Raw genomic sequence first — 26110 nt, 5'->3', positions numbered from 1 at the left:
GTGCGCATCGCTATCGTTACCGAGGTCTTCCTGCCCAAGATCGACGGCGTGGTCACCCGCCTGACGCGCACGCTGGACCAGCTGGCCGCGATGGGCCATGAGGTGCGGATTTTTGCCACAGGCAAGGCCCCTGACACCTATGCCGGCTTCGAGGTCACCCGCATCCCCAGTTTGTCGCTGTGGGTCTACCCGGAGATCAAGTTTGGCCTGCCCTCGTGGAAGTTCTTCACAGAGATCCGGGATTTCGATCCCGATGTCATCCACGCGGTCAATCCCATTTGGACCGCGGCCCTCGGCGTCTTTGCCGCGCAGCGCGATGCCGTACCGCTGGTAGCCAGCTTCCACACCAATGTCCCCGAGTACGTTGAAGCGCTGGGGATTGGGTGGACTAGGCCGCTGACCGAAGCCGCGCTGAAGTATCTGCACAACCAGGCTGCGGTGAACCTGTGCACCTCCGGCCCCATGGTGGATAAGGCTCGGATGATGGGGATCCGCAACGTGCAGCTGTGGCCCAAGGCTGTTGATACGCAGACCTATCACCCCAGTCGCGCCACGGAACAGATGCGCGAGCGCCTGACCGACGGTAACCCGGATTCCCCGTTGGTGACCTATATCGGCCGCGTCTCCAAGGAGAAGGACTTGGAACGCCTCGATCACGTGATGGAACTGGTGAGGGCACAGCTTAGCGACGCCCGCCTAGCCGTCGTCGGCGATGGCCCCGCCTTGGAGGAGCTCAAGTCCAACTTCGATCCTGCGCACACCGTATTCACGGGCTACCTCTCCGGCGAGGAGCTCGCCGCCGCCTTCGCCGTGGGGGATGTCTTCCTCTTCCCCTCCGCCACAGAGACCTTGGGACTCGTGGCTCTCGAGTCCTTCGCCTCTGGGGTTCCGGTCATCGGCACGAATGCCGGCGGCATCCCCTTCGTTATCGAAGAAGGCGTCACAGGACATCTCATCGAGCCCGACGCTGACGACACCGCGTGGGCCCGCGCCGCTCTCAGCCTCCTCCGTGATTCCTCCCGCCGGGCGCAGATGGGACAGGCCGCCCGCCGCGAAGCTGAAAAACATTCCTGGGTAGAATCCACCCAAGCCCTCCTTCAGGCCTACGAGGAGGCCATCGAGCACCCCTTCCGCAGGAATACAAACTAGTCAAGGAGACCCATGGATTCAGCCCAGAACCTGTACTCCGCTGGCGCCTTTATCCAAGCCGGCATCGACGCCACGTTTGCCTCACGCCTAGGCGTCGTTCGCGACGTCGAGGTGAATTTCATTCCCACCGATTCCGCATCAGCAACCTCGGAGGAAGGGCAGCCAGACCTGGATCAGCGCGCCGTCGTGCGTTTTAGCACTGATTCCGGGGTCTATGATTTCGATGGACTGCGTCTTGCCACCATCCACAACGGGGAGCTGCGCTGGACCACCGGCATGGCAGAGCACGCACCGCAGCCGGAATTCCACGGGCCGCAACCTGACTCTGCCCTGCTGCGCGGCTTGGCACGACGGCTGGTGGGCGACCGGCCCGTTGTCCGCGTCCCACAGGGCGATGGCGAAGCATTGGTCGCCGTCGATTTCGCGGAGATTAACCCGGATCCTCGGGTGAGCATCCTGGCCGGAATTGAGCACTCAGGGGACGTCACCGGTGGCGTCGACGAGCGCCTAGCCACCGGCGAGTTGTTCGCCTACCTGGGCATTCCGCAGAGCCACGCGGAAAATCTCGCGCTTTTCCACGGCTCCCGGATCGTGGCTCTCCCCCAGGCCCCGGGCCGCGTTGGGCTCAGCGCGCGCGAAGTGTTGGCCGACGCCCACTTCCTCGCCACCGAGCACAACTTCTTCTTGGAGGCCCGCTTCCCCAACCTGTGGGCGGACCTTGATCCTGTTACCTCGCGGACCGTTGTAAACTCCGATTACGGCTCGCTCACGGTGCCCGCGCACCTCATCGCGACGATCGACGCCTCCACGAACATCTTCACCTGGGCCTGGGCAGACGAGCTAGCCGGTTCCTTGTCCGCTCAGGCCGCGGGTAACCTGCGCCGTTTCGGATATGACCAGGCCATCCCCGAGTTGATTCGGGCCCGCGTGTCCATCACTGAGGCACGCTCTGCACGCTTGCCACAGCTGGCCATGCCAGTTCTGGGCCTGTGGACCTTGCTGCCGGTGCAGCTTCCCGACGGCCGCCAAGGCCTCGCGCTGTCCGATGCCCCCGCGTTCCACCTCCCCGCACCGACTCCGGCGGCCACGCAAGCCACCCTCAACGTTGCGGTGCCGGCAGGCGTGGACGAGCAGCGGGCGCGCGCTGCCTACCACCGGGCGCGCCCCCTATAAGTGCTCGGACAGCGCTGAAAGCATGTGCAGCTGGGAGCGTGAGCATTAGGAGTTCAGCACGGCGCGGAACTCCTCGACGTCAACCTCCTCTGTGGTGGCCGGGTTAAACGCTGCGTCCTGAGTCTTGTCCACTAGTACCGCGCGCACGCCCTCAGAAAAGTCGGGACGGCGGTACATATGCATGCCCAGCTTGAGTTCCAAAAGGAGGGCCTCGCGAATGTCGTCGACACCGGCCTCTGCCTCATAAAGCTCGTTAGCCGCGATAATGGCAGCTGGGCACGCCCCTGCCATAAGGCGGCGGACCTCACCGGCAATGAGCGGGCGCTTGTCCAGCTCCGCGGAGATTTCCTCCCACGTTGGCAGGGCAAACGTCTCCTCCAGGTCCTTGGCCACCTGCTCCAGCGGGGCGGGCTCTTCGGGTGCGGGCAGGGCGAGGTCCTCCAGCGCGGCATCAATACCGCGCTCAATGGCGGCCTCAATCAGCTCGTGTGCATCCTTGACAACGTGGGTTGCCACGCCAGTCCACAACATGTCTGCGGCATACATGCGGTATCCACTAAGACCCCAGAACTTGGCCAAGCCCGGTGAGGCGATACCGCGGGTGCCCACCATGCGCTGGGCCGCATAGGCCACACCGACGTCGGTGACATAGCCGATGTTCATCTCCGGCATCGAGGCGAAGGCCTTTTCCGTCACCACGCGGTGCGAGCCGTGCAGGGAAATGCCCAATCCACCGCCCATGACAACACCGTCGATGACGGCGATATAGGGCTTCGGGAACTCTGCGATATCACCGTTAGTGAGGTACTCGCTGGCGAAGAAGGCATCGACCTCCTCCAGCTTGCCTTCCGCGATTCCCTCCCGCGCGTGACGCACATCGCCGCCCGCGCAAAATGCCTTAGGGCTATTGGAGTAAATCAGGACCTGCTCAATCTCATCGTCCTGCGCCCACGTTTCGAGGGAGCGGCGGATGATATCGATCATGTCCGGGGTCAACGAGTTCAGGGCCTTCGGCCGATTGAGTTCGAGGACTCCGGTATGGTTGCGGACGGAAACGAGTACTGGATCAGTCGTAGTCATGCGCACCAGTGTTCCATATCACACATGTTTCAGCCACCTGTTTTTGAGGCTGGTTTTAACATCGACCCCTGCTTCTAAACCCAACCTTCAGATTGGTGTGAATTTCTTGCTCCCACAGCTTGTTGCTCTTGACATGGACGGCACCCTCCTCGATGCCCACGGTCAGCTGCCCGCAGACTTTTCAGAGCTTGAGGAGCTCGCCACTGCCCGCGGCTGCGAGCTGGTTCCGGCCTCGGGACGCCAGCTGGCCACCCTACAAGACATGTTCCCAAAGGGTGGCACATTCATTGCCGAGAACGGCTCGGTGATTTTGCGCGGCAGCGAGATCATCGCCACCTTCCCGCTGCAGGAAGAAACCGTGCGCGCGGCGCGCGAGGCCGCAGCCTCCATCAGCGAGGCACACACCGTCGTTCTCTGTTCTCCGGAGACCGCCTACGTGGCGCGGGATGTCACGCAGGCAGCACGCGCGGAGATTTCCAAGTATTACAAGGCGGTCACGTGGGTCGACGACGTGGACGACGTCCCCAATAGCGACATCATCAAGATCGCCATCCTCTGCGAATCCGGTTCCGAGGCTCACCTCTACGAGCCGATTCGTCGCGCCGTACCGGAGGACAACGTGGCGGTATCGGGCAAGGTCTGGCTCGATGTCATGGCCCGCGGCGTGGATAAAGGCGCAGCCTTGCTCAAGCTCGCTGAACTTGCCAACGTTCCAATCACCGCCACCGTGGCCTTCGGCGACTACCTCAATGACCTCGAAATGCTGCGCGCCGCTGGGACGGCTGTCGCCATGGACAACGCGCATCCGAAGCTGAAGGAAATAGCGGATATTATCGCGCCTGCCAATACCGACAATGGTGTGAGCACCGTGCTGCGCCAGCTTCTGCGCACCTAACACGCTCCCAGGAAACCTTCCCGATTCTCTGCCACCACCCGAGTAGGATTACCCCGGTTCCCTAGACCCCAATCCCTTACGTGTGGAGTGTTCAGTGAAGAAGTTCCTGCGATCCCCTGGGCCCCGTGTCCCTCGTCGGGCCACGGACACCTCCCTTGAGCTGAACCCGGGGTCCCTCCCCAAGGCCTCCGCTGTGCGCAAGGCCAAGCTGCACAAAGCCCGCGAGGCCGCCGAGGAAACCCCCTCGCCGCACCGCCGCTCGCTCCCGCGCGCTACGCGGCCACAGCGTATTCGATCTACCCGGCCGCAGTGCGACGAACAGCCCCGTCCGGCTCAGCCTGTCGAGCGGATCGCCAAGGCCGCTTCGCAACCCCCAGCTCAGCCCACACCCGCCGAGAGTTCCCCCGAACCACGGCCTGAGAATGAGATCTCGCGCGCCTTGGCGCGGCGCTCGCAGCCCGTCGGCACACCGACGAGCAAGCAGCTCAAAGCACCACGCCGCTCCCGCGAGCAGCGCCAGGCCGCGCGCCAGGACAACACGAAGGGCGCTGACACTCCAGCGGTGCCGAAAGAATCCCCCACCGTCACGCGCCAGCGTCGCGCGCGCCTGCGCCCGGTACCGGGCCTGGATGGGCTGCGCGGTCTCGCGGTCTTGGCGGTCGTGCTCTACCACTTCTTCGGGGATCTACTCCCTGGCGGTTACCTCGGCGTCGACATGTTCTTTGTCCTCTCCGGCTTCCTCATTACCTCGCTGCTCGTGCGCGAGTTCGCCGTGACCGGGCGCATCAGCCTCACCGACTTTTGGATCCGGCGCTTCCGGCGTATCCTTCCGGCTGCGCTCGTGGTCTTATGCCTGTGCACGGCCCTCGTAGCAATGATCGGCGGGGACCTAGCCGTGGGGATCCGGGAACAATTCTTGGGTACCTTCTTCTTCGTCAACAACTGGACCCAAATCGCCACCAGCCAGACCTATTTTGCGCCCAATGAGGTGCAAGTCTTCGCCCACTACTGGTCCCTGGCCGTTGAGGAGCAGTTCTACCTCCTATGGCCCCTGCTCATGTTTGGCGCTTTTGCTCTGTCGCGGCACCAGCCCAAGCGCCTGCCCATCGCGCTTTCTCTTGTCCTCGCCGCCGCCTCCGCTGCCGCGATGGCGCTGCTGTTCACTCCGGGCGAAGACCCCACCCGTGTCTACTACGGCACCGATACCCATGCCTTCGGCCTCCTCATCGGTGCGCTGTTATCCCTTCTACTCACCTCGACGTCGAAGGAGGCGAAGGCGGACTCGTGGGCGTCGACAAGCACAGGCGTTATCGCCGGCACCATCGGGTCCTTTGCCTTAATCGGATACCTGGCGCAGCTGGTGTGGATGGGCGCGGACCTTGAATTCACCTACCGCGGCGGCCTGGTCCTCACCAGCCTCCTCGGCGCGGCAATGATCTGGGGCGTGGTGCGTGAGACCGGACCGCTGACATGGTTCTTCCGTACCCGGGTGATGCGGTGGCTGGGCCAGCGTTCCTTCTCGCTCTACCTGTGGCATTGGCCGGTGGTGATGATCCTCCGCGAGCTGTCTGATGCCCCGGCGTGGCTGCTGGGACTACTCGCGCTTCCCGTGTCCTGCCTGCTGGCTGAGGTGACGTATCAGTTCGTTGAGAACCCCTTCCGCCGCGCCGGATATGTCGCCACGTGGCGCACCTATTGGGCCTCGCGCCCCACTGTGGCCGAGATGAAGGACGGTTTCGGCAAGGCCATGTGGCCTGCCGTGCCCGCCATGGTGATCCTCTCGGCGCTGGGCGTGGCCTATGGGCTGGTCACGTCACAGGACCAGACCGAGCTCGAGCGAGAATTGGAGCGCATGTCGCAGGCCAATGAGCAGACCGCCGCATCGGCCCCAGCAACGCCGACAGAAACCACGAAGCCGAAGGAGAAGCGGGCGCTACCTGCGGGCACGGAGATCAACGCGGTGGGTGATTCGGTCATGCTTGCTGCTTCCGAAGCCCTCAACGAGCGCTTCCCCGGAATCCTCATCGATGCGGCGGTTTCCCGCCAGTATGGGGAGGCGATTCCTGCGATTCGACAGCTGAAGGACTCTGAACAGCTACGTTCCACCGTCTTTGTGGGGCTGGGAACGAACGGGCCGGCTGCGGACGGCGAGATGGACGAGCTCCTCACCATCCTCGGTTCCGATCGCACGGTTATCCTCGTCGTGCCCTACGGCGAGCGCGACTGGATGGGTCAGGCGCGCGCAGAGATTATCGAGGCCGCAAAGGAGCACGACAACGTCTACGTGGCCGACTGGTGCGGCATGGCCCAAGAGAACCCGGCGTTGCTCTACGACGACGGCGTGCACCCACAGGCCGAGGGCGCAGCGCTGTATGTGCAGGCGCTTTCCGACGCCCTCGAGCAGTACTCCAACGGGGACAAGTCCACGAGCACGGCCTGCTCGCTCTAGGCTTTGGCCCTCACTAATCAGGGCAGCGCGCTAGCAGCATTGTCCTAGCAGCAGCCCTTGTTGCCAAAGTTTTCGCCAGATCTTGAGGCGAGCGCCTATAACTTTGGCAACTCGGGCAGTTGACGTGATTCGCCTCTAGGTCTGAGCACATAGAAAACGGCCGGGGATGTGCCTCCCCGGCCGTTCTCGCTTCGCCGTTACTTGTGTGCTTCCTTCTTACTGGAAGCCAAGCTGCACACTTTCCTAGACGGAGAATTCACTCATCTTATCCCAATTGGTCTTTCCATCGATGTGAGTGTTGATGATGTCCGGCGTCTCCACCAGGTACTTCGGGAGCTCCTCGCAGGAGCGCTTGAAGTGCTCGGTGTTGACGTGGTCAACGTCGGTGCCGTCCTTGTAGGACTCGAGGAGCAGGAAGCGCTGCTTGTCTTCCGGATCGCGGAACCACTTGAAGTCGATGCAGCCGGGCTCAGCCTGGCAGGCCTTGGTGTACCAGTCGATCTCGTCGAGGAAGGTCTCGGCGTACTCGGGCTTGACGTGGAACTGTACGTTGATCAAAATCATGGGCCCCACTGTAACCTTCTCCACGAAAACGTGCAGAAGGCCCCGCCTATGGCTGAACTGAGGTAGCCATATTCCAGCAGGGCCTTAAAAAGAGCCTCTCGGGAGGATTATTTGTTGAAGAAGTACTCCGCCACGTAGACGTAGGTTCCGTCAAAAGCTTGGGCGACGCCGAAGCCGGTGCCATCCGTCTTGGTCACGGGCACGTCGCGGTTGAGCCAGTCCACGCGCTCCTTGGCCTCAGATTCGGTGAGCTTGTAAATGTTGCCGCTGCCCTCCTCCAGGTGGGTCAGCCCATCGCCTGCATTGTCGTGGAAGGTGACCTTGCCAGCTGCTGCCTGGTTTGCCCACTCCTGCGCGATGTTCTTGGCGTTGGCATCCTCGTGGTGGCCCTGCTTGAGCAGGTGGGCGTGGGTAGCACCAACGAGTTCGCCGGCGACGGCCGGGGTCGGCTTCTTAATGAAGCCCGGCAACTGGACGTTAAACTGCTTCGCCAGGTCATAGGCCTGCGCAGGCAGCTCGATCTCTAAAGAGTTGACCTGCTCAACGGCCTGGGAAGACAGCTGGTTTACGTCCTGCAGCTGTGCGGAAGAGGAGTTAACCGGGGCGGCCTGGGCAGCGGACACCGACAGAGCAGTGGTGAGGGTAGCTGCCACGGCGGCGGTGGCGGACATGCGGGAAACACGACGGAAAGAATTCATGCCTTCCACCGTGCCACAAAAATGCTTCGGCGGAAAAAGACTTCCCGCTCATGTGGGATTTTCGATACCACTTTGTTATCACTTGCCGGTGGCTGCATGCCGGCATGGAAGAATAGCCAAGGCTGGCTTTAGTATGGATTTTTTAACGAGTATCCGAAAGGTGATCACTGTTGCTGGACGTCTTAACCGGTTTCGCCATCATTTTTGTGGTTATCGGCGTGGGCTTCATCATGGCTCGGCGCGGCGTTATCGGCGAAGGTGAGGCGCGCCTGCAGTTCAATCGCACGGCGTTCTGGGCGGCGACCCCAGCGCTGATCTTTTCCAGCGTGGCCACCTCTGACACCTCGGCCTTTGCCTCGCCGGTTGTCGCCGTCATCGCGATAGCTTCGGTCGCCACGATGGCCTTGTATTGGGTGCTGAGCGCGTTATTCTTCCGGCGTAGCGGAGCGGAAACCATGGCCGGCGCAGCCGCAGCCAGCTACTACAACTCTGTGAACATCGGGCTGCCGATCGCCACCTATGTCATCGGTGATGCCACTTTTGTGGTGCCCGCGCTGGTGCTGCAAATGGCAGTCCTCTCGCCCTTCATCATTGCCGGCCTCAACGCCCAGGGAACGAGCCTGCGTTCGATTTTAAGTTCCGTGGTCTCAGGGTTGACAGCCCCAGTGGTCATCGCGGCGATCGCCGGCTTCATCGTGTCCGCCGCAGGCTGGCACGTCCCCGACGTCATTATGGCTCCGCTCGAGATCCTTGGTGGTGCCTCCATCCCGATGATCCTGATGAGCTTTGGCGCCTCACTCACCGGTGACGGGCTGTTGGCCGTTGACCGCCTACCTACGATTACCGCCACGGTTCTCAAGCTCATTGCTATGCCGGCGATTGCGCTGGCGGCCGGCTTGACGTTGGGGCTGAGCGGCAACGAGCTCTACGCAGCGCTGATCTTGGCCGCGCTTCCGACCGCACAGAACGTCTACAACTATGCCGCGACCTACCAGTCGGGAGAAACGGTGGCGCGCGATACGGTCTTCCTCACCACCTTCCTCTCGCTGCCGGCGATGCTGGGCATCGCGGCGCTCTTCGGGTAGGGCTGGGCCTACCCCTCGAGCTTCTCCCCCAACTCCAGCCATTCCATTTCTAGCTCTTCGCGCTCAGAGGCAATGGCCTTGAGCTCGGAGTCGAGCTTCGCTAGCTCACCGCTGTCCCCCTCACCGGAGGACATCTTCTCTGCAGCCACCGCCATCTTTTCGTTCAGCTGCGCCGTCTTATCGTCGAGCTTGCTCATTTTGCGCTCCAGCGCATTCATCTTCTTGGTCAGCTCGCGCTCTTCCTGGGAGCTCAACCGCTTGGCCGGGGCGGCGTCCGCGCTCTGCTCGTCAGAGTTCTTGGAAGCTTCTCCTAAATCAAGGACGCCGCGCGCAGTGGCGGCCTCCATCTCCTGGCGGCGGCGCAGGTATTCCTCGATTCCGCCCGGCAGGTTGGTGAGCTTGCCATCCCCAAACAGCGCATAGGTGTTATCCGCGATGCGCTCGATGAGGTAGCGGTCGTGCGAGATGACCACCAAGGTGCCCGGCCAAGAGTCCAGCAAGGACTCCAGTTCCTGGAGAGTATCGATGTCGAGGTCGTTCGTGGGCTCGTCGAGAAGCAGAACATTCGGCTCTGCCATGAGCACGCGGGTCAGCTGCAGGCGACGGCGTTCACCACCGGAGAGATCGCCAACCGGCGTGCGCTGCCGTTTCGCGGAAAAGCCCAGGCGCTCCGCGAGCTGGGACGCGGACAGTTCCTTCTTGCCCAGGTGAACGTAGGTGGCGACGTCTTCGACGGCGTCGAGAAGCCGGCGCTCCGGATCCAGATCATCGAGTTCCTGGCGCAGCCAGCCCAGGCGCACCGTCTTGCCCTCGATGCGCTTGCCGGCGGCAAGCTCGACTTCACCAGCAAGGGCGCGCAGCAGCGTGGTCTTGCCCGAACCGTTAACACCAACGAGGCCGATGCGCTCGCCCGGCGCCAAGCGCCAGGTGAGGTGATCCACGAGCGTGCGACCGTCCGGGGTTGTGACCTTTGCGTCCTCGAGCTCAATGACGACTCGTCCCTGGCGCTGCTTGGAAAAGGCCATGAGTTCGACCTTGTCGCGCGGTGCGGGGACGTCGGCGATGAGGGCCTCGGCCGCCTCGATGCGGTAGCGCGGCTTCGAGGTACGCGCTGGCGCTCCGCGACGCAGCCACGCCAGCTCCTTGCGGGCCAAGTTCTGGCGGCGCTGCTCGATGGCATCGGCTTGGCGGGCGCGCTCGGCGCGGGCGAAGGTCCAGTCGTTATAGCCACCCTCGTAGGCATCGACGACACCGTCGTGCACCTCCCAGGTAGTGGTGGCCACGGTGTCGAGAAACCAGCGATCGTGCGTGACGACGACGACCGCTAGCTTGCGCGAAAGCAGGTGGCTGGCCAGCCATTGCACGCCTTCGACGTCGAGGTGGTTGGTCGGCTCATCGAGCACCACGATGTCGAGGTCTTGAACGAGTGCGGCAGCCAGGTTGACGCGGCGGCGCTCACCACCGGAGAGCGAGCCCACAGGGGTGTCTAGCCCTAGGTCAACAATGCCGAGGCCGCCGAGGACATCGCGCACCTTGGCGTTAGAAGCCCACTCGAAGGTTTCCAGCCCGAGCGGCTCGATGATGGCTTGGGCGATAGTGAGCGACTCCTCTAGTTCGAATCGCTGGGTTACCACCGCCATGCGCAAATCCGAGTTGTGGGACACGCGGCCCGAGTCTGGGGATTCGATACCGGTGAGAACTTCCAGCAGCGTAGTTTTGCCGCCGCCGTTGACGCCGACAATGCCGATGCGATCACCGGTTTGCACGCCGAGGGAGACCCCGTCCAGCAGGGTCTTAAGACCAAAGGACTTGGTTACGTTTTCGAGGTTAATGAGGTTCGCCATATCGAGAGTTCATCTTAGTGCCTCAGCGCGGTTACCCCCGCACCATTACCTTTATTGATATTGATTTTCACTTCCAATACTCTGGCGCACTATGAAAAAAGAACGTCTCGCCCTGTGCGCCGCACTTTCCGCCACGATCCTCACCATGTCCGCTTGCTCCTCCCCTGACAGCGAGGAATCCACGTCGCCCTCCAGCACTGAAGCCTCCCACGCGCATGCCGAGCACGGCGATGGCCATGACGGGGAGCACAGCCATGACGGCTTCGAAGCCGCTGAAGGTGAGACTGAGGTAGCCGAGCTGCCAAACCGTATCCTTCTTTCGCACAAGAACGGCCTCACCACGCTCGACGGCGAAACCGGTGAGGTCATCGAGAGCGAAGATTTGAAAGCATTCCTCCGTCTAAGCGATGCCGGCGATAACCGCCACATCATGGTGACCAAGGGCGATAGCTTCCTCACCTTCGACACGGGGCGCATCACCAAGCCCCACGGCGACCACAAGCACTACTACGCGGCGCAGCCGCAGCTTCTCAGCGCAGCCATCGACGCACCGCACGCCGGTCACGTGGTTCACCACGACGGCTTTACCGCGCTCTTCTCCGACGGCGATGGTGTGGCACGGATTTACAAGACCGAGGACATCGGCAAGGAAGACGCCAAGCCCGTCAACACCGTCGAGACAGGCGCTGCGCACCACGGTGTGGCCGTCCCGCTGAAAGACGGCTCCGTGGTCACCACGAAGGGCACGGAAGACGAGCGCCACACCATCCAGCACCTCGACAAGTCCGGCAAGGTCCTTGCGGAAACCACTGAGTGTCCTGGCGTCCACGGCGAAGCTGCCGCCGGCAACGGTTCCCTTTTCTTCGGCTGCGAGGATGGGCCCGTCGTCTTCGACGGCACCGAATTCCACAAGATCGACGTCTCCGCTTACGCGGGCAAGGACGGATACCAGCGCTCCGGCAATTCTGCGGGTTCGGAGGAATCCAACATCATCTTGGCAGACAACAAGACCGACAAGGATGCCGACTTCGAGCGTCCCACCTCAGTGACCCTCATCAATACGGAGGACTACTCTGCCAAGAAGGTTGAACTGGGCGAATCCTATTGGTTCCGCTCGTTGGCCCGCGGCCCCTTGGGCGAGGCACTAGTCCTCACGACCGACGGCAAGCTCAACGTCATCGACCCGGATTCCGGCGAGGTAACAAAGAAGATTGACGCTATCTCCCCGTGGAAGGAAAACGAGGAGTGGCAACAGCCGGGTCCGATCCTCAAGGCGGCAAACGGCTATGCCTACGTCACGGATGCGAACAAGCAAGAACTGGTGGTCCTTGACCTCCTCGGTGACCAGGAGCCGCAGCGCTACAAGCTCGACTTCAAGCCCGTGGAGATGGCCGTCCTCTAAGGACCGCTACCTGCAGCGCTGGCGCTAGACCAGCGTTGCGCCGGTTGCAGGGCCTGTGGTCACCAGGCCACGGGTTCCGCGGTTATCGGCGCAGACCTGGGCCACCACTTCCTGTGCGGTCTCCTCGTCCTCGCAGAGGAAGGCACAGGTAGGCCCAGACCCGGAAACGATGCCCTTGAGGGCGCCGGCGGCCTCACCGGTGTCGAGAATCTTGCGTAAGTCCGGACGCAAAGAGAGTGCTGCCGGCTGGAGGTCATTGTGCATCACCGCGGCAAGCTCGTGGGGGTTGCCGCCGACGAGGGCTTGGCCCACGGCTTCCGTGTCCAAGTGTGGTGTGCTTCCACGGCCGGCAGCGCGCAGCTCATCCAGCTTGCGGAAGACAGAGGGTGTGGACAAACCCTCCGCATTGGTGATAATCGCCCAGATATAGCGCCCGCGCGAGAGCATCGGGGTCAAGAGTTCGCCGCGCCCGCGCCCCAAGGCGGTGCCGCCCATGAGGGTAAAAGGCACGTCGGAGCCCAGTTCCGCGGCGAGTTCGTAGAGCTTCTCCATGCTGAGGGCTTCGCGGCCGAATTCGGTGCTCAAAGCTTGGTTGGCCAGAAGCAGGGCCGCGGCGGCATCAGCGGAGCCACCGGCCATGCCCCCGGCGGCGGGGATGTTCTTTTCCATCGTGAGCGTGCCGGCAGCTGGCAACATGAGGTTGTGAGCCACCAGCTCTACCGCGCGCCACGCCAGATTCTCGGCTGATGCCGGAACGCCCGTCGCGTGGTTGCCGGTGACTTCCACTGCGGTTTTCTCGCCCCAGCGGTAGCTCACGCGGTCATGTACGTCGAGGGCCTGAAACACGGTGGCCAGCTCATGGAAGCCATCCGCGCGGGCCTCCCCCACCCCCAGGTGCAGGTTAACCTTGGCGTGGGCGCGCGCCTGCCAGATCTGCGGGGAGTCGTCTCCTGTCCTACTCATGAGACTTCCGCCAATCGGACGAAGTCCTCCACGCCCAGCTTCTCACCGCGCAGGCGCGGATCGATGTCCGCCGCGCGCAGCGCTTCCTCGGCTGTTGCGGCGGAACCATAGAAACCTGCCAGGGCGGCGCGAAGTGTCTTGCGGCGTTGGGCAAAGGCGGCGTCGATCAGCGCAAAGAGCCGCGGCCGTAGTGTCTCGTCGAAGGGGCGGGTGCAATCGATGCGCACCAACCCTGACTCAATCTTGGGTGCCGGCCAAAACACGTTCTTGCCAATCGTGCCGGCCTGGCGAACCGGTCCATAGAAGGATGCTTTCACGCTGGGGATGCCATAGACCTTGCTGCCTGGCGCGGCGGCGAGGCGCTCAGCTACTTCCAGCTGCACCATGACCAGGACGCGGCGAATGGATGGGTAGACCTCCAGCAGGTGGAGCAGCACCGGCACCGCCACGTTGTAGGGCAAGTTGGCTACCAAGGCGGTCGGCTCCCCCAACTCCCCTGCCGCAACGGTGAGCGCGTCCTTCTCCACCACGGTGAGGCGATCCGCAAAGTTGGCTGCCCGCGCCGCCACGGTATCTGGGAGCTTGCCTGCCAGGCGCGGGTCAATCTCCACGGCCGTCACGTGCTCGACTTCGCCCAGTAGTCCCAAGGTCAGCGAACCCAAACCAGGGCCGACCTCCACCACGCGGTCCTCCGGTTGCAGGTCCGCGGCAGCCACGATGCGCCGGATGGTGTTGGGATCATGCAGAAAGTTCTGGCCCAGCTTCTTTGTCGGCGTCACGTCGAGCTCAGCGGCGAGCTCGCGGATTTCCACCGGGCCCAGCAGGTGGGGTTGTGTCATGTCATCCAGACTAATACGCAGGGCGCTGAAGCTTTAGCGCAGGCCGAGCTTCGAGGTGCAGGCGGGCCATGCGCCCCAGCCCTGCGCGGCCTGAACCTTCTGGGCCACAGCGATCTGCTGCTCGCGGGAAGCCTGCCATGCCTGCGGGGCATACTCGGTGCCGCCGAAGGCAGCCCAGGTCGACGGGGTGAACTGCAGACCGCCGGAGAAACCATTGCCGGTGTTGATGGACCAGTTACCGGTCGCCTCACACTGGGCGAGGGCATCCCATACGGAGCCCTCAGCAACGGCCGGTGCGGTGGACTTCGGCTTGGTACCGCGCGCGATCACTGCGGCGACGGCCTCGGTGCGCACATCTTCCTTGATGATGTCGTTGGACTCTTCCGTACCGTTGACCTTCACAATCTTGCGGGTCACGGTGCGCGAACCTGGGGTTCCCTCCTCGCGGACTTCCTCGGTGCCTTCTTCCAGCTCCGGGTCATCAACGTAGGTAGCTGGTGCGTCGAAGTCCTCCGTCTTCTCCTCTTCCGAGATGTCCACGCGGTCCACGGTGATGGCCGTGCCGGCCTTGACGGGAGCGTCAAGGTCCGGCGACACACGGTCATCCTTGCCCACGGTGATACCGCGGGCTTCCAGTACGTCCTCCACGGTCTTAGCCGCAACGCTGGCGTAGGACACAGAGCCACCGTCAGAAAGCTTAATGATCTTCGGGGATACCACCTCAAGGTTCATGCCCTCAGTCAGAACCTCATCATCCTCGACGGTCTTGGAACCGGAGGTGATAGCAGCGCCTGGGGCGATGCCGTCGAGGCCGCCCAGCAGGTCAGACACAGTGAGGTCAGTGGAGGACATCTTCGTCTCCACGCCATCGATGGTCACCGCAACCGGCTTGGCGGTACGAACGGTAATCGAGTCACCATCGGAGACCTGCTCAGACAGCGCCGGGTAGACAACGTCCTCCCCGCCAACGCTCACACCTGCGGCCTCGAGGGCCGCGTTAACATCACCGGCGAAGGTAGCCAGCTGGGTGGTCTCACCGTTGATGTCGAGCGTGATGTCCTTCTGAGAACCGACGGCAACGACACCACCCACAGCCAACGTGCCGAGCACACCGCCGGTGGCCATGCGCAGGGGCAGGGAGCGGGAGTTGTTGATTCGCTTGATCTGCTTCTTCGGGGACATAAACCTTTACTCGTCTCTGCGTTGCTTCGTGCCCAGAGAGGCCTTTGCACTCTCCTCAGCACCTGACGTGGCGTGCGAATGCACGCCAGCCGGCAACATCAAGGCCGGACTAACTTTGGATAACGATACGGTAACAGAGCGTAACGATCGAGACGTTCTTACACGCCGCCACCACTGGCAACACACTCGTCACACCAAACACGCGCGCCACCGTTGAGCAGCACCTTTGCTTTGAGTGAAGATCATCACACTCCGAAGACCTCGGCGAAGGTTTCAGCCACCTCTGCGGCCAAGTCTTCCACTTCTTGGCCGCGCGCCTGCGCCACGCAGCGGTACGTATGACCAATCAACGAAGGTTCATTACGCGCACCACGGAAGGGCTCCGGGGTCATGTACGGCGCGTCCGTCTCAATGAGCAGCTGCCCGGCTGGCGCGAGCGCTGCGGCTTGGCGCATCTCCTCGTTGCGCTTGAACGTCACGTTGCCGGCGAAGGACAAAACGTAGCCACGCTCCAGAGCCTCCTTGGCCACATCAAGTGGCGAGGAGAAACAGTGCAGCATGACCTTCGGCGCCTCAGCGCACTCCCCCAGCACGCGCATGAGATCCTCATCGGCCTCGCGGTTGTGGATCATCAGCGTCTTGCCCACCTTCGCTGCCAACTCGGCGTGCCAGTGAAGCGCTTCCTCCTGGACGTCAAGCGGCGCAGTTCGTTCCGGCTCATGATAAATCCAGTAGGTATCCAGACCCGTTTCCCCGATGGCCACGCAGCGCGGGTCCGCAGCCATTTCGCTCAGGCGCGCACGGGCGGCCTCGTCGAGTTCATGCGCCTTGGTGGGATGAATAGCGCAGGCCGCGTACACGTTGTCGAATTCCTGCGCCGCGGCCAAAGCCTTCTCCGCCTCCGCTAGGCCATCGCCCACGGTGACGATGCGCTCAACACCTGCGGCACGGGCACGCTCAACGAGGTCGGCGTCAGCGTCGCGGCAAGAGGCGAGGTGCGTGTGGGCGTCGATAAGCTGGCTCAAACCTTCGGCGGGAACGGGCATGGGGCGTGGCTTCTTCTTAGACATGGCTGCGAGTGTAGTCTTGCGCGCATGATAATCCGTGAAGCGACGGACGCCGACGTCCCCGCAATGACCGCCACCTTAAACTGGGCCATCCGGGAGACCCACTTCATCTTTCGCAGCGAACCCGCCACAGTGGAAGAGCGCACCGAGTATCTCCACCAGCTGCGCCGCGAAGCCTGTCCTTGTTTCGTGGCTTTCGATGACGATGGCGCGTACTTGGGCTGGGCACTCTACCGCCCCTACCGCGATCCTAAGGTGTGGCTGGGCTGCTACGAGACGACGATCTACGTTGATCCCACCGCCCACGGCCGCGGGGTAGGCACGCGCTTGCTCGATGCAGTCGTTCAGCATGCCCGCGAGGCGGAGCAGGTCCATACGCTGCTGGCACTCATCGTGGCGGACAACGTCGCATCCATCAAGTTGCATGAGAAGTTCGGCTTTGCCACTGTAGGAACGTTAAAAGAAGTCAGCCGCAAAGCTGGGCGCTGGATAGACCTCACCCACTTGCAACTCATGGTTTAAGGAACATCATGCACGTACGTCCCGCAGAGCTTGCCGACGCCCCCGCAATCGCCGCCATCTATAATGCCGCCTCCGCCGCGAAGCCGGCCACCAACCTAGTCACGTGGCAGGAGTCCGTCGAGGACCGCGAAAAGTGGCTCGCACAGATGGAGGAGGAAGGTTTTCCCGTCTATGTGGCGGTGAACGATGACGAAATCATTGGCTGGGCCGCCTACTTCCAGTTTGTCACCCCAGCTATCTACTACGGCACGGCGGAGGATTCCATCTATATTGCGGAGTCCGCACGGGGCAAGGGCGTGGGCAGCGAGCTCATGGACACGCTCATGGACCACGCGAAGGAAAATGACTACGTGGAGACGATGATTACCTACATCGTGGACACCAACGAGTCCTCCATTGCCCTGCACAAGAAGTTCGGGTTCGTGGAAACCGGCCGCATGCCCAATATCCACACCAAGGACGGCGTGCGCCTCGGGCTGGTGCACCTGCAGCGCGACTTCGACCGCTCCTAAAGCGGTTTGATGGCCACTAACTCAGGGAGGCGCGTGCCAGCCGCCCCACCACCAGTGACGGCACTGCCATTGTTGCCAAAGATCTGGCCAGATCCCGCGGCGAGGCGAGAAACTTTGGCAACAACGGCGACTTCGGCTTGAGCAACTCACCCTGCGCTACGCGGTCACAGACGGCAAACGCGTTAAGCCGGCGCTGCCTGAAGCGGCACAATATCGTCCAGCTCGGCAAGAATTTTGTCCTCTGCGACATCCAAGTCGTAATGGGTCTGCAACCCCAGCCAGAACTGTGGGGACATTCCAAAAAACTTGGCAAGGCGAAGAGCCGTATCGGCGGTAATAGCCCGCTTTCCGTGGACGATTTCGTTAATACGTCGAGGCGGGACCCCTATCGAAACAGCGAGCTTGTGCTGGGTAATCCCCATTTCCTTAAGAAAATCTTCCATCAGGATTTCACCTGGGTGCACTGGGGGGAGCTTTTTAGTGGTAGTCAACGATCTCAACCTCCTCTGGCCCTAAAGCGGTCCACCGGAAGCAGATCCGCCATTGGTCATTGATACGAATACTATATTGACCCCGCCGATCGCCCTTCAACGCTTCGAGCCTATTCCCCGGAGGAATCCGAAGCTCATCTAGCCTCTGCACATAGCCCAATTGCCTCAGTTTGCGAAGAGCTACCGAGTGAATACGTGAATCTATCGAGGACACCCTCTCTCGATTCCATAAGCGCTCTGTATCCCTATCCGCGAACGACTGAATCATAAATGCACCATACCCCCCATAACGCGACACGTCAATAACGCGAGGCGTTAACTCTAACTAACGCTGCAATACAAAAGTTACCGCAACTAAGGAGGACCCCGCTAGGCAGCGAGCTCGTCGTCAATGTAGACCCGCCTAGTCGCGCGCAAACCCGCCATCAGCATGCAAAGGCTGAGCACCATCAGCGCAATCAGGACGGCCGTCCAGTTACCGGTAGCGCCGCGCACAACGCCCACGAAAAGCGGCAACAGCCCCGCCAAGATGTAGCCGCCCGGCTGCACAAAACCGGAGAGTCGTGCGGTCGTCAGCGCACTCCGAGTGCGGGCGGTGAGCAATGCCAGAGCCAGTGGGAAGCACATACCGCCGATCCCCATCATGCAGGCCCAGGCGAGCGGGGCGACGTCGGCAGCCACAAGGACCCCACCCCACCCAGCACAGGTGCACAGCGCCAGCACAATCGGTACGGGTGTTAGGCGGTCCAGGCGAGAAATTAGCCAGGGCATGATCACGCCGCCGGCGATGTTAAAGACACCGATGACAGCAAGTGCCACACTGGCGGTATCCTCACTCACGCCCTTCTCTACCAGCATGCGCGGCAGCCAACCCATTTGGACATAGGCCATGGAGGACTGCAGCCCGAAGAAAAAGAGCATGGCCACCGCCGTGGGCGAAGTGTACATGGGCTTTGGCGCGCCGGCACCGTCGATCGCCCCGTGGGCGACGTCCTTGCCAGCCTGCGGCAGAACCACTATCCACGCCACCAGCTGCGCGATGGCGGGCAGGCACCAGATCCACAGCGCACCTTGCCACGTGCTTTGCATCACCGCGGACAGCGGGCCAAGGGCGCTGGATACGCCCAGCATCGTGGTGTAGGTGGTCATCAACGCCACCAGCGTGCGGCCCGAACCATGTTGCTTGATCCACGCGGGAAGCAGAACGTTGGCTAGAGCGATGCCGCCGACAACGCCCAGGGTCAACGCAATAAACAGCGGGAAGCTGCTCACCCACGGACGCAGCGCCAGGCCCACCACTAGGGCCAGCGTGCCGCCGGCCAAGGTACGGCTGAGCCCGCCCCGCCGAGCAATGGGCACGGCGGCCAAACCCATGGCCGCGAAGCACAGCCCCGGAAGTGCGGTAAGCAAACCCGCCTGGCCGGAGCTGATTTCAAAGAAATCTTGGATTTGACCCAGCACCGGCGCCACCGACGCGATGCCCGTCCGTAGGTTCAGCGCGGTCAGGCAGACAACAACAAAGAGTAGGACGGGCGCCAGGGAGCGCCGAAACGCCGAGCCCACGCCTTTACTTCTGAACCGGGGCCCACTCCGGGCCGGTCTCACCAAGCTCCGGGTCGAGCTTAGCCACCAGCGGCTTCGGCTTCTGCAGCGTTGTACCCGGCGTAATGTCGACACGCTTCCACGCAGCCTGCTGCGCCGCGTAGTCACCGGTGATGATCGGGTACGGGTGATTCTCCGGCGGGAGGTCTACGCCAACGAGTTCGACCGGCATATCATCCACCACGTCTTCAATGCGCGGCTGTGCGGCCCAGACGCCCTCACGTCCCAGGGTCTCGTGCACCTTCTGTGCGGTGAAGGGCAAGAACGGGGTCAACATTACGTTGCAGTCGGAGACCACCTGCAGTGCGGTCCACAGCACGGTGGCCAGACGCTCGCGCTGGGTTTCATCCTTGGCCAGCTTCCACGGCTCCATCGCCGCGACATAGGCATTGGCCTCGCCGACGACGTGCATGATGGCGGTCATGGCCTGCTTGAACTTGGACTGCTCGAGGAAATTCGCGGCGGTGGTGAAGGTCTCCTCCGCCAGTGCCAGGATGTCCTTGTCTGCCTGCTCCAGCGCGGCCGGGGCCGGGACCTCGCCGAAGTTCTTGTGGGCCATCGACACGGTGCGGTTGACCAGGTTGCCCCAGCCGTTGGCAAGCTCGTTGTTGATACGGCGCACGAACTCATCCCAGGTGAAGTCAGTGTCATTGTTTTCTGGGCCGGCAACGGCGATGAAGTAGCGCAGTGCGTCTGGGCCGAACTCCTCGAGGAAGTCCTTGACGTAGATAACGACGCCCTTGGAGGAGGAGAACTTGGAGCCGGACATGGTCAGGTATTCCGAAGACACAATCTCCGTGGGCAGGTTGAGCTCACCGTAGGTGTGCAGCTCACCGCCCTTGGAGCCCTTGCCCGCGTAGCCCAAGAGCTCTGCTGGCCAGATCTGGGAGTGAAAGGTGATGTTGTCCTTGCCTTGGAAGTAGTAGTGGCGTGCCTGCGGGTTCTGCCAGTAGTCCTTCCAAGCCTCCGGGTTGCCGGTGCGGTGGGCCCACTCGATGGAGGAAGACAGGTAACCAATCACCGCGTCGAACCACACGTAGAGCTTCTTCGCGCCGTTATCCTCCCAGCCTTCGACCGGAATGGGAATGCCCCAGTCGATGTCACGGGTCATGGTGCGCGGGCGCATATCCTCCAGCAGGTTGAGGGAGAACTTGAGAACGTTGGGACGCCAGTCCTCGCGCGTCTTCAGCCACTCTTCGAGGACGTCCTTGACCGCAGGAAGATCCAGCAGGAAGTGCTCGGTATCGATGAACTTCGGGGTTTCGCCGTTGATCTTGGACACCGGGTTGATGAGATCTACCGGATCGAGTTGGTTGCCGCAGTTATCGCACTGGTCACCGCGCGCGCCATCGGCACCACACAGCGGACAGGTTCCCTCGATATAGCGGTCAGGCAAGGTACGGCCCGTGGACGGCGAAATGGCGCCCTGGGTGGTCTCCTTAATCATGTAGCCGTTCTCGTACAGCCCCTTGAACAGCTCCTGCACCACCGCGTAGTGGTTGCGAGTGGTGGTGCGGGTAAAGAGGTCATAAGACAGGCCGAGCCCAGCCAGGTCGGTGACAATCTGGCGGTTGTAGCGATCCGCCAATTCACGAACCGTCACGCCTTCCTTATCCGCCTGCACGAGCAACGGGGTGCCATGCTCGTCGGTACCGGAAACCATGAGGACGTCGTTGCCACGCATTCGCTGGAAACGGGCGAACACGTCGGAAGGAACACCGAAACCCGCCACGTGTCCGATGTGGCGGGGTCCGTTGGCATAGGGCCAAGCAACATTAACGACAACTGTCTCAGTCATGGCCCCTACTCTATCGAACACCCCCTCACCGGCAATGCAGTGAGGGGGTGTATGAGAGAAATGCTCGCGCCAGAACTAGTTCTTGTGGCTGTGCTGGCGGCGGCGGGCCTTGTAGGCCTGTTCGCGCTGGAACTCGCGGTGCAGGCGACGCTCACGCGCCAGCTTGCGCTGGAAGGCCTGGGACTCGCGGTACTCGCGGTAAATTACGTCGTTGCTCAAGTCCTTGTAAATAGCGAACATGAGGCCGACGAGGATGAAGAGGAATGGCAGCGCCGCCACGATGGTGACGTTCTGCAGGTTCGACAGGGCATTCTCGCTCGACAGCAGCAAGGTCAGGCCGACAGCCGCAGTGAGCACACCCCATGCCGCGGACAGCCACGGCTTGGCGGTGGTAGCGCCAGACTGGGACATCGAGCCCATGACTGTCGACGCCGAGTCGGCCGACGTAATGAAGAACGTGGCAAGGAGCAGGGCGGCGACGATGCCCGCGATGAAACCACCGGGGAGGTTCTGCAGCAGGTTGAACAGCTCCTGCTCGGCAGACTCACCGGAGATGGAGTTGCCGTTCTGCTCCATGTGGATGGCGGTACCGCCGAAGATGGCAAACCACACCGTGGAGACACCAGCCGGGACGAGAAGCACACCAACGCAGAACTCGCGGACGGAACGGCCGCGCGAAATGCGGGCGAGGAACATGCCCACGAACGGCGACCAGGAAACCCACCAAGCCCAGTAGAAAATGGTCCAGGTAGATAGCCACTCGCCAGCGTTTCCGTTATCGGACTCAGCGGTACGAGCGATCATCTCGGTGAAGTTCGCCAGGTAGTTACCAATGGAGCCTGGGATCTGGTTCAAAATCGACACGGTTGGGCCGAAGACGAACACGAAGATGGCCAGCAGAGCCGCCAAGACCATATTGGTGTTAGAGAGGTACTGAATACCTTTGCCTACACCCGACATGGCCGACAGAATAAAGGCCAAGGTCAGCACGAGAACGATGCCGATGACGACGTTCTGCGTGGGGTTCTCAATAATTCCGGAGGCCTGCAGGCCTGCCTGAATCTGCATCGCGCCGAGGCCCAGCGAACAAGCGGTGCCAAAGACGGTGGCGAAGATGGCCAAGATATCAATGATCTTGCCTGCGAATCCGTCGGCGGCGCGCTGGCCAATGAGCGGCACGAAGGCCTGGCTCAACAACTGCTTGCGGCCAATACGGAAGGTGGAATAAGCGATGGCAAGCCCCACGATGGCGTACACGGCCCATGGGTGCAGGGTCCAGTGGAACATGGCCGTGGCCATTGAGGTTCCTACCTCATTCTCACCATGGCCCGGAACGCCGTTCTTAAAGTAGTTGAGCGGCTCGGAAGCACCATAGAACATCAAGCCGATGCCCATGCCGGCAGCGAACATCATCGCAATCCAAGAGACCGTGGAGAATTCCGGTTCCTCGTTAATCTTGCCCAAACGAATGGTGCCGAACTTCGAGGCCGCAACGCAGATAACGAAAACCACAAAAATGGTCCCGAAGAGCACATAGGCCCAGCCAAAGTTATTCACCACGAAGCTCAGAGCATTGCTGGAGAAGGAGGCAAAGCTCTCTGGAGCGGCCAAGCCCCATGCCACAAAGGCGGCAACGAGCAGGCCGGCGATTCCCACAATGGTCCAGTCGATCGGTGAATCAATGCCGCCTGGGCCAAATTTCTCGTCCTCTTCCTCCTCCACTGGCGCGGGAGCCGCCTCAGGATTGAACGCCTTGTTGGTGAGCATATCCTGAAGCTGGCTCGTGGCCGAGGAAGCCTCGAGGCGCTCGTCGACGGTGCGGTATTCCTCTACCGCGGCCGGCGAGCTCTCGCCTTGGGGCACAGCCGAAGACACCCCCGTATCCTTTACATTGTCTGCATTCGTCGAGTCTGTCATACCTCCCGACCTTGGTGCTGTCTCATCAACTAGTCAAACTAAAACGGAAACAAAAAGACTATTCACCACATGCATTTCGGGCATATAGCGTTCCTAAAGCGTCTCTCACGAGCTTCTTTGAACGACCGCTATTCCACCGCAGCTGCCGAATCTGTACCGCAACTGTGCAGCTTGCCAGCTTGTTCGGAGGCATTTCCGAGGTATGGCATCCCTACCGCGCATGCCGCGGCCACGCCGGGTCACATAACGATGCCATAACGATTGGCCCAAAAGAGACGGGCATCACCAGAATTTATTGTTAAAGCTCAGCCGCGCGCGGCGAGGTATGCATCATAGAGTTCGCGGTTGGACCACTCGGTTCCCGCTGCTGCCTGCTTGCAGGCATCCTTGGCCCGCACGCCCCGCTCAACCTCCGCACGGACCTGCTCCACGAGGGTCTCCAACGACACGGGTGCGGCATCCCCGCCCTCGATGACGACGGTGATTTCACCCCGCGCATACTCCTGCGCCCACTCGGCAAGCTCGCCCAAGGTGCCACGCTTGATTTCCTCATAGGTCTTCGTTAGCTCGCGACAGACCGCAGCGCGGCGCTCCGCGCCGAGGATCGCTGAGGCGTCGCCAAGCGTCTGCGCTAGACGGTGCGGGGATTCAAAGAAAGCAATGGCACGACGCTCCCCCACGAGGGACTCCAGCCAGGCTTTACGCGGTCCGGGTTTGCGCGGCGGGAAGGCATCGAAGAGGAAATGCCCCACCCCCAGTCCGGAAAGTGCAAGCGCAGTCGGCACCGCCGAGGGCCCCGGAAAACAGGTCACAGGCACATCCGCTTCCACCGCAGCGGTGACGATGGAGTGCCCAGGATCGGAGACCAGCGGCATGCCAGCATCCGACACCACGAGAACCGTGCCCGTCCGGGCAGCGTTGACGAGCGCGCGCGAGCGCTCCTCTTCGTTGTGGTCGAAATTGGAAACCACCTTGCCGCGGATCTCTACCCCCAGCGCCTGGGCCAGGTTACGAACGCGGCGGGTGTCCTCCGCAGCGATCACATCCGCGTGGCCCAACGCCTGCATCAATCGGGCAGAAGCATCACCGGGATTTCCCAGCGGCGTGGCGGCCAGGATGACTCCACGCGGCAGGGGTTCAAGCTGAAGACTCATACCCCCAGCATGGCACACGCACGCTAGACTCTTCCGCGTGAGTATCGCTATCCCTACTGATCGATCTGGCCACACCAGCCGCGCGCGCGTCCCCGCCGCCCGCGGCATCCATACCCGGCCAGCTCCCCCTGCTCCCCGGCACTACACCTGGACCAAGGCCGACACGATCAGCACCGCTATCATCGCTGTGCTGGCATTCATCACGCGGTTTGCAGGTCTCACCGCACCGGTCTCCGAGGGAACTCCCGTCTTCGACGAGAAGCATTACGTGCCGCAGGCATGGGATATGGTCACCAGCTGGCACAACCTCTTCCTCGGCGGCATCGAGTCCAACCCGGGCTACGGCCTGGTTGTGCACCCACCGCTGGCCAAGCAGATTGTCGCGATATCGGAGGCCATCTTCGGCTACACCCCACTGGGCTGGCGGGCCATGGCCGCGCTCTTTGGCGTGGGCACCGTGCTACTCACCATGGCGCTGGCACGCCGCTTGTCCGGTTCCTGGCAGGTGGGCTTCCTCGCCGGCCTGCTCGCCATGTGCGACGGCGTGCTGCTCGTGGCCTCCAAGTTCGGAATGCTTGATATCTTTCAGGTCTTCTTCATTGTCGCCGCCGCCTGGGCCTTGGCGCGGGATCACCAGCAGATGCGCGAGCGCCTGCACGCCGCCTTCCTGTCAGGCACGATGGGGGACTCGGACTTCGGCCCACGATTTGGCTTCCGGTGGTGGCGTTTTACTGCCGGCGTTTTCCTGGGTCTAACGCTGGCCGTGAAGTGGTCCGGCCTGTACTACATCATGTTCTTCGGTCTCATGAGCGTTTTCTCGGATCTCGCTCTGCGCCGCTTGTATGGTGTACGCCGCTACATCTTGGGCACGCTGGTACGCGATACCCCAGCAGCCCTGGCCTCACTCGTTGCGGTCCCCGTAGCCCTGTATGCGTGGTCTTGGCGCGCCTGGTTCGCCGATGAGACCGCCGTCTACCGCCACGCCAAGGTTGACGGCACGATCGAGGATGGCTCTTGGCTGCTCCACCTCCCCGAGCCTCTTGCCGGTTGGTTCTACTACCACTCCTCTGTGCTGGAGTTCCACGCCTCCTTGACCTCCTCAGGTGGCCACAGCCACCCCTGGGACTCCAAGCCATGGGCTTGGCTGGTGGCTGCACGCCCCATCCTCTACTACTCCTCCACGGACATCTCTTGCGGGGACGGCGGATCCTGCCGCAGGATGCTGTACCTCTTTGGTACCCCGGTCATTTGGTGGCTGGTCATCCCGGCGGTGCTGTGGGGACTGTGGTCCTTGCTCGTGCGACGCAACCGCGCCTTCCTCATCCCGCTCGTGGGTGCCGCGGCGGGTTTCCTGCCCTGGCTCATGGTCTTCGACCGACAGATGTACTTCTTCTACGCCACGGCGTTCATTCCGTTCGTCATCGTGCTGATCTCCCTGGCTTTGGGGCAAATGATTGGACGTGGACGGGTTCTGCAATGGCGCTGGCTCACGGAGCTTTTTGGGGCCGCGATGCCGCTGGGCACCTTCCTTACCGTATGCTACGCCGCGCTCGTCGTGGCAATGTTTGCCTACTTCTCCCCGATTCTCTACGGCTACCTCATCCCGGATTCTTGGTATCACTCCATGATGTGGCTACCGTCCTGGACCTAAGCCCCTGGCCCTACCCCCTCTGGCCCAAGCCACTTAGGCTTGGGCCCTTAGACTCGGCCTCGTAGACGTGGCC

At 62.2% G+C, this 26110-nt stretch carries 23 protein-coding genes; 9 read left to right on the top strand and 14 right to left on the bottom strand.

Features of this window, described 5'->3' with window-relative positions:
- Window positions 1-1149 carry a glycosyltransferase family 1 protein gene (locus tag QKE52_RS09095; RefSeq protein WP_347948614.1) on the top strand — a complete coding sequence of 383 codons (1149 nt, stop codon included), beginning with the start codon at window positions 1-3 and terminating at the stop codon, window positions 1147-1149.
- Window positions 1150-1161: 12 nt separating this feature from the next.
- A complete protein-coding gene (locus tag QKE52_RS09090) occupies window positions 1162-2322 on the top strand; it encodes a DUF6882 domain-containing protein (protein WP_347948613.1) in 1161 nt (386 codons plus the stop codon).
- 45 nt (window positions 2323-2367) lie between these two features.
- Here QKE52_RS09090 and QKE52_RS09085 read toward each other — a convergent pair whose 3' ends face one another.
- Window positions 2368-3402, bottom strand: coding sequence for an enoyl-CoA hydratase/isomerase family protein (locus QKE52_RS09085; protein ID WP_070510383.1), 1035 nt, complete (start codon window positions 3400-3402; stop codon window positions 2368-2370).
- A 97-nt stretch (window positions 3403-3499) separates the two neighbouring features.
- Between QKE52_RS09085 and QKE52_RS09080 the strand changes: the two genes are divergently transcribed.
- Both QKE52_RS09080 and QKE52_RS09075 read left to right on the top strand, forming a co-directional pair.
- Entirely contained in the window at window positions 3500-4297 is a 798-nt protein-coding gene (locus QKE52_RS09080; protein WP_347948611.1) for an HAD-IIB family hydrolase, read from the top strand.
- Between the two features lie 562 nt (window positions 4298-4859).
- Window positions 4860-6746, top strand: coding sequence for an acyltransferase family protein (locus QKE52_RS09075; RefSeq protein WP_347948634.1), 1887 nt, complete (start codon window positions 4860-4862; stop codon window positions 6744-6746).
- A 243-nt stretch (window positions 6747-6989) separates the two neighbouring features.
- Here the strand turns inward: QKE52_RS09075 and QKE52_RS09070 are convergent, their stop codons facing one another.
- Both QKE52_RS09070 and QKE52_RS09065 read right to left on the bottom strand, forming a co-directional pair.
- Window positions 6990-7310, bottom strand: a complete 321-nt coding sequence (locus tag QKE52_RS09070) for a putative quinol monooxygenase (protein WP_070515906.1) — start codon at window positions 7308-7310, stop codon at window positions 6990-6992.
- Between the two features lie 107 nt (window positions 7311-7417).
- A complete protein-coding gene (locus QKE52_RS09065) occupies window positions 7418-8008 on the bottom strand; it encodes a hypothetical protein (protein ID WP_070510387.1) in 591 nt (196 codons plus the stop codon).
- 170 nt (window positions 8009-8178) lie between these two features.
- On the opposite strand from QKE52_RS09065, the gene QKE52_RS09060 reads away from it, so the two are divergent.
- Window positions 8179-9093, top strand: coding sequence for an AEC family transporter (locus QKE52_RS09060; protein WP_347948610.1), 915 nt, complete (start codon window positions 8179-8181; stop codon window positions 9091-9093).
- An 8-nt stretch (window positions 9094-9101) separates the two neighbouring features.
- Here QKE52_RS09060 and QKE52_RS09055 read toward each other — a convergent pair whose 3' ends face one another.
- A complete protein-coding gene (locus tag QKE52_RS09055; RefSeq protein ID WP_347948609.1) occupies window positions 9102-10937 on the bottom strand; it encodes an ABC-F family ATP-binding cassette domain-containing protein in 1836 nt (611 codons plus the stop codon).
- 91 nt (window positions 10938-11028) lie between these two features.
- Here QKE52_RS09055 and QKE52_RS09050 point away from each other — a divergent pair, with 91 nt between their 5' ends.
- On the top strand, window positions 11029-12339 hold the full coding sequence (locus tag QKE52_RS09050) for a hypothetical protein (RefSeq protein WP_347948608.1): 1311 nt from the start codon (window positions 11029-11031) through the stop codon (window positions 12337-12339).
- A 24-nt stretch (window positions 12340-12363) separates the two neighbouring features.
- Here QKE52_RS09050 and QKE52_RS09045 read toward each other — a convergent pair whose 3' ends face one another.
- The 4 genes from QKE52_RS09045 to QKE52_RS09030 form a co-directional block, all read right to left on the bottom strand.
- Window positions 12364-13302, bottom strand: a complete 939-nt coding sequence (locus QKE52_RS09045) for a 4-(cytidine 5'-diphospho)-2-C-methyl-D-erythritol kinase (protein WP_347948607.1) — start codon at window positions 13300-13302, stop codon at window positions 12364-12366.
- A complete protein-coding gene (rsmA, locus tag QKE52_RS09040; protein ID WP_347948606.1) occupies window positions 13299-14141 on the bottom strand; it encodes a 16S rRNA (adenine(1518)-N(6)/adenine(1519)-N(6))-dimethyltransferase RsmA in 843 nt (280 codons plus the stop codon). Before rsmA ends, QKE52_RS09045 begins: the two co-directional genes overlap by 4 nt.
- A gap of 33 nt (window positions 14142-14174) precedes the next feature.
- Complete coding sequence (locus QKE52_RS09035; protein ID WP_049154227.1) at window positions 14175-15323, bottom strand: resuscitation-promoting factor; 1149 nt, start codon at window positions 15321-15323, stop codon at window positions 14175-14177.
- Between the two features lie 245 nt (window positions 15324-15568).
- Window positions 15569-16393, bottom strand: coding sequence for a TatD family hydrolase (locus QKE52_RS09030; RefSeq protein WP_046646942.1), 825 nt, complete (start codon window positions 16391-16393; stop codon window positions 15569-15571).
- Between the two features lie 24 nt (window positions 16394-16417).
- Here QKE52_RS09030 and QKE52_RS09025 point away from each other — a divergent pair, with 24 nt between their 5' ends.
- Both QKE52_RS09025 and QKE52_RS09020 read left to right on the top strand, forming a co-directional pair.
- The gene (locus tag QKE52_RS09025; protein ID WP_080975046.1) at window positions 16418-16912 is read left to right on the top strand and encodes a GNAT family N-acetyltransferase; all 495 of its coding nucleotides are present in this window, start codon (window positions 16418-16420) and stop codon (window positions 16910-16912) included.
- Window positions 16913-16920: 8 nt separating this feature from the next.
- Window positions 16921-17424 carry a GNAT family N-acetyltransferase gene (locus tag QKE52_RS09020; protein ID WP_070701588.1) on the top strand — a complete coding sequence of 168 codons (504 nt, stop codon included), beginning with the start codon at window positions 16921-16923 and terminating at the stop codon, window positions 17422-17424.
- A 182-nt stretch (window positions 17425-17606) separates the two neighbouring features.
- On the opposite strand, the gene QKE52_RS09015 is transcribed toward QKE52_RS09020, so the two are convergent.
- The 6 genes from QKE52_RS09015 to rsmI all read right to left on the bottom strand — a co-directional run bounded on the left by QKE52_RS09015 (window position 17607) and on the right by rsmI (window position 24386).
- Window positions 17607-17867 carry a HigA family addiction module antitoxin gene (locus tag QKE52_RS09015; protein ID WP_046646945.1) on the bottom strand — a complete coding sequence of 87 codons (261 nt, stop codon included), beginning with the start codon at window positions 17865-17867 and terminating at the stop codon, window positions 17607-17609.
- A 34-nt stretch (window positions 17868-17901) separates the two neighbouring features.
- A complete protein-coding gene (locus tag QKE52_RS09010; protein ID WP_046646946.1) occupies window positions 17902-18183 on the bottom strand; it encodes a type II toxin-antitoxin system RelE/ParE family toxin in 282 nt (93 codons plus the stop codon).
- A gap of 101 nt (window positions 18184-18284) precedes the next feature.
- On the bottom strand, window positions 18285-19478 hold the full coding sequence (locus QKE52_RS09005) for an MFS transporter (RefSeq protein WP_049154223.1): 1194 nt from the start codon (window positions 19476-19478) through the stop codon (window positions 18285-18287).
- A 4-nt stretch (window positions 19479-19482) separates the two neighbouring features.
- Entirely contained in the window at window positions 19483-21315 is a 1833-nt protein-coding gene (gene metG / locus QKE52_RS09000; protein ID WP_049154222.1) for a methionine--tRNA ligase, read from the bottom strand.
- Window positions 21316-21390: 75 nt separating this feature from the next.
- Window positions 21391-23232: a BCCT family transporter gene (locus QKE52_RS08995; RefSeq protein ID WP_049154220.1), complete on the bottom strand. Its 1842-nt coding sequence runs from the start codon at window positions 23230-23232 to the stop codon at window positions 21391-21393.
- Window positions 23233-23537: 305 nt separating this feature from the next.
- Window positions 23538-24386 (bottom strand): 16S rRNA (cytidine(1402)-2'-O)-methyltransferase, encoded by an 849-nt coding sequence (rsmI, locus tag QKE52_RS08990; protein ID WP_049154218.1) that lies wholly within the window; start codon window positions 24384-24386, stop codon window positions 23538-23540.
- 106 nt (window positions 24387-24492) lie between these two features.
- Here rsmI and QKE52_RS08985 point away from each other — a divergent pair, with 106 nt between their 5' ends.
- A complete protein-coding gene (locus QKE52_RS08985) occupies window positions 24493-26037 on the top strand; it encodes a phospholipid carrier-dependent glycosyltransferase (protein WP_232745234.1) in 1545 nt (514 codons plus the stop codon).
- Window positions 26038-26110 lie beyond the last annotated feature (73 nt).

Source organism: Corynebacterium sp. c25Ua_47, assembly GCF_039907205.1.
GTDB classification, from domain to species: domain Bacteria; phylum Actinomycetota; class Actinomycetes; order Mycobacteriales; family Mycobacteriaceae; genus Corynebacterium; species Corynebacterium hiratae.
This window is presented reverse-complemented; position numbering and strand designations above follow the sequence as displayed.

Coding starts and splice junctions, on each gene's coding strand:
- QKE52_RS09035 (WP_049154227.1), bottom strand. CDS start 15,323: ATGTCCCCGAAGAAGCAGATCAAGCGAATCAACAACTCCCGCTCCCTG.
- QKE52_RS08995 (WP_049154220.1), bottom strand. CDS start 23,232: ATGACAGACTCGACGAATGCAGACAATGTAAAGGATACGGGGGTGTCT.
- QKE52_RS09065 (WP_070510387.1), bottom strand. CDS start 8,008: ATGAATTCTTTCCGTCGTGTTTCCCGCATGTCCGCCACCGCCGCCGTG.
- QKE52_RS09050 (WP_347948608.1), top strand. CDS start 11,029: ATGAAAAAAGAACGTCTCGCCCTGTGCGCCGCACTTTCCGCCACGATC.
- QKE52_RS09010 (WP_046646946.1), bottom strand. CDS start 18,183: ATGATTCAGTCGTTCGCGGATAGGGATACAGAGCGCTTATGGAATCGA.
- QKE52_RS09025 (WP_080975046.1), top strand. CDS start 16,418: ATGATAATCCGTGAAGCGACGGACGCCGACGTCCCCGCAATGACCGCC.
- QKE52_RS09090 (WP_347948613.1), top strand. CDS start 1,162: ATGGATTCAGCCCAGAACCTGTACTCCGCTGGCGCCTTTATCCAAGCC.
- QKE52_RS09055 (WP_347948609.1), bottom strand. CDS start 10,937: ATGGCGAACCTCATTAACCTCGAAAACGTAACCAAGTCCTTTGGTCTT.
- QKE52_RS09045 (WP_347948607.1), bottom strand. CDS start 13,302: ATGAGTAGGACAGGAGACGACTCCCCGCAGATCTGGCAGGCGCGCGCC.
- QKE52_RS09070 (WP_070515906.1), bottom strand. CDS start 7,310: ATGATTTTGATCAACGTACAGTTCCACGTCAAGCCCGAGTACGCCGAG.
- QKE52_RS09085 (WP_070510383.1), bottom strand. CDS start 3,402: ATGACTACGACTGATCCAGTACTCGTTTCCGTCCGCAACCATACCGGA.
- QKE52_RS09020 (WP_070701588.1), top strand. CDS start 16,921: ATGCACGTACGTCCCGCAGAGCTTGCCGACGCCCCCGCAATCGCCGCC.
- rsmA (WP_347948606.1), bottom strand. CDS start 14,141: ATGACACAACCCCACCTGCTGGGCCCGGTGGAAATCCGCGAGCTCGCC.
- metG (WP_049154222.1), bottom strand. CDS start 21,315: ATGACTGAGACAGTTGTCGTTAATGTTGCTTGGCCCTATGCCAACGGA.
- rsmI (WP_049154218.1), bottom strand. CDS start 24,386: ATGAGTCTTCAGCTTGAACCCCTGCCGCGTGGAGTCATCCTGGCCGCC.
- QKE52_RS09030 (WP_046646942.1), bottom strand. CDS start 16,393: ATGTCTAAGAAGAAGCCACGCCCCATGCCCGTTCCCGCCGAAGGTTTG.
- QKE52_RS09015 (WP_046646945.1), bottom strand. CDS start 17,867: ATGGAAGATTTTCTTAAGGAAATGGGGATTACCCAGCACAAGCTCGCT.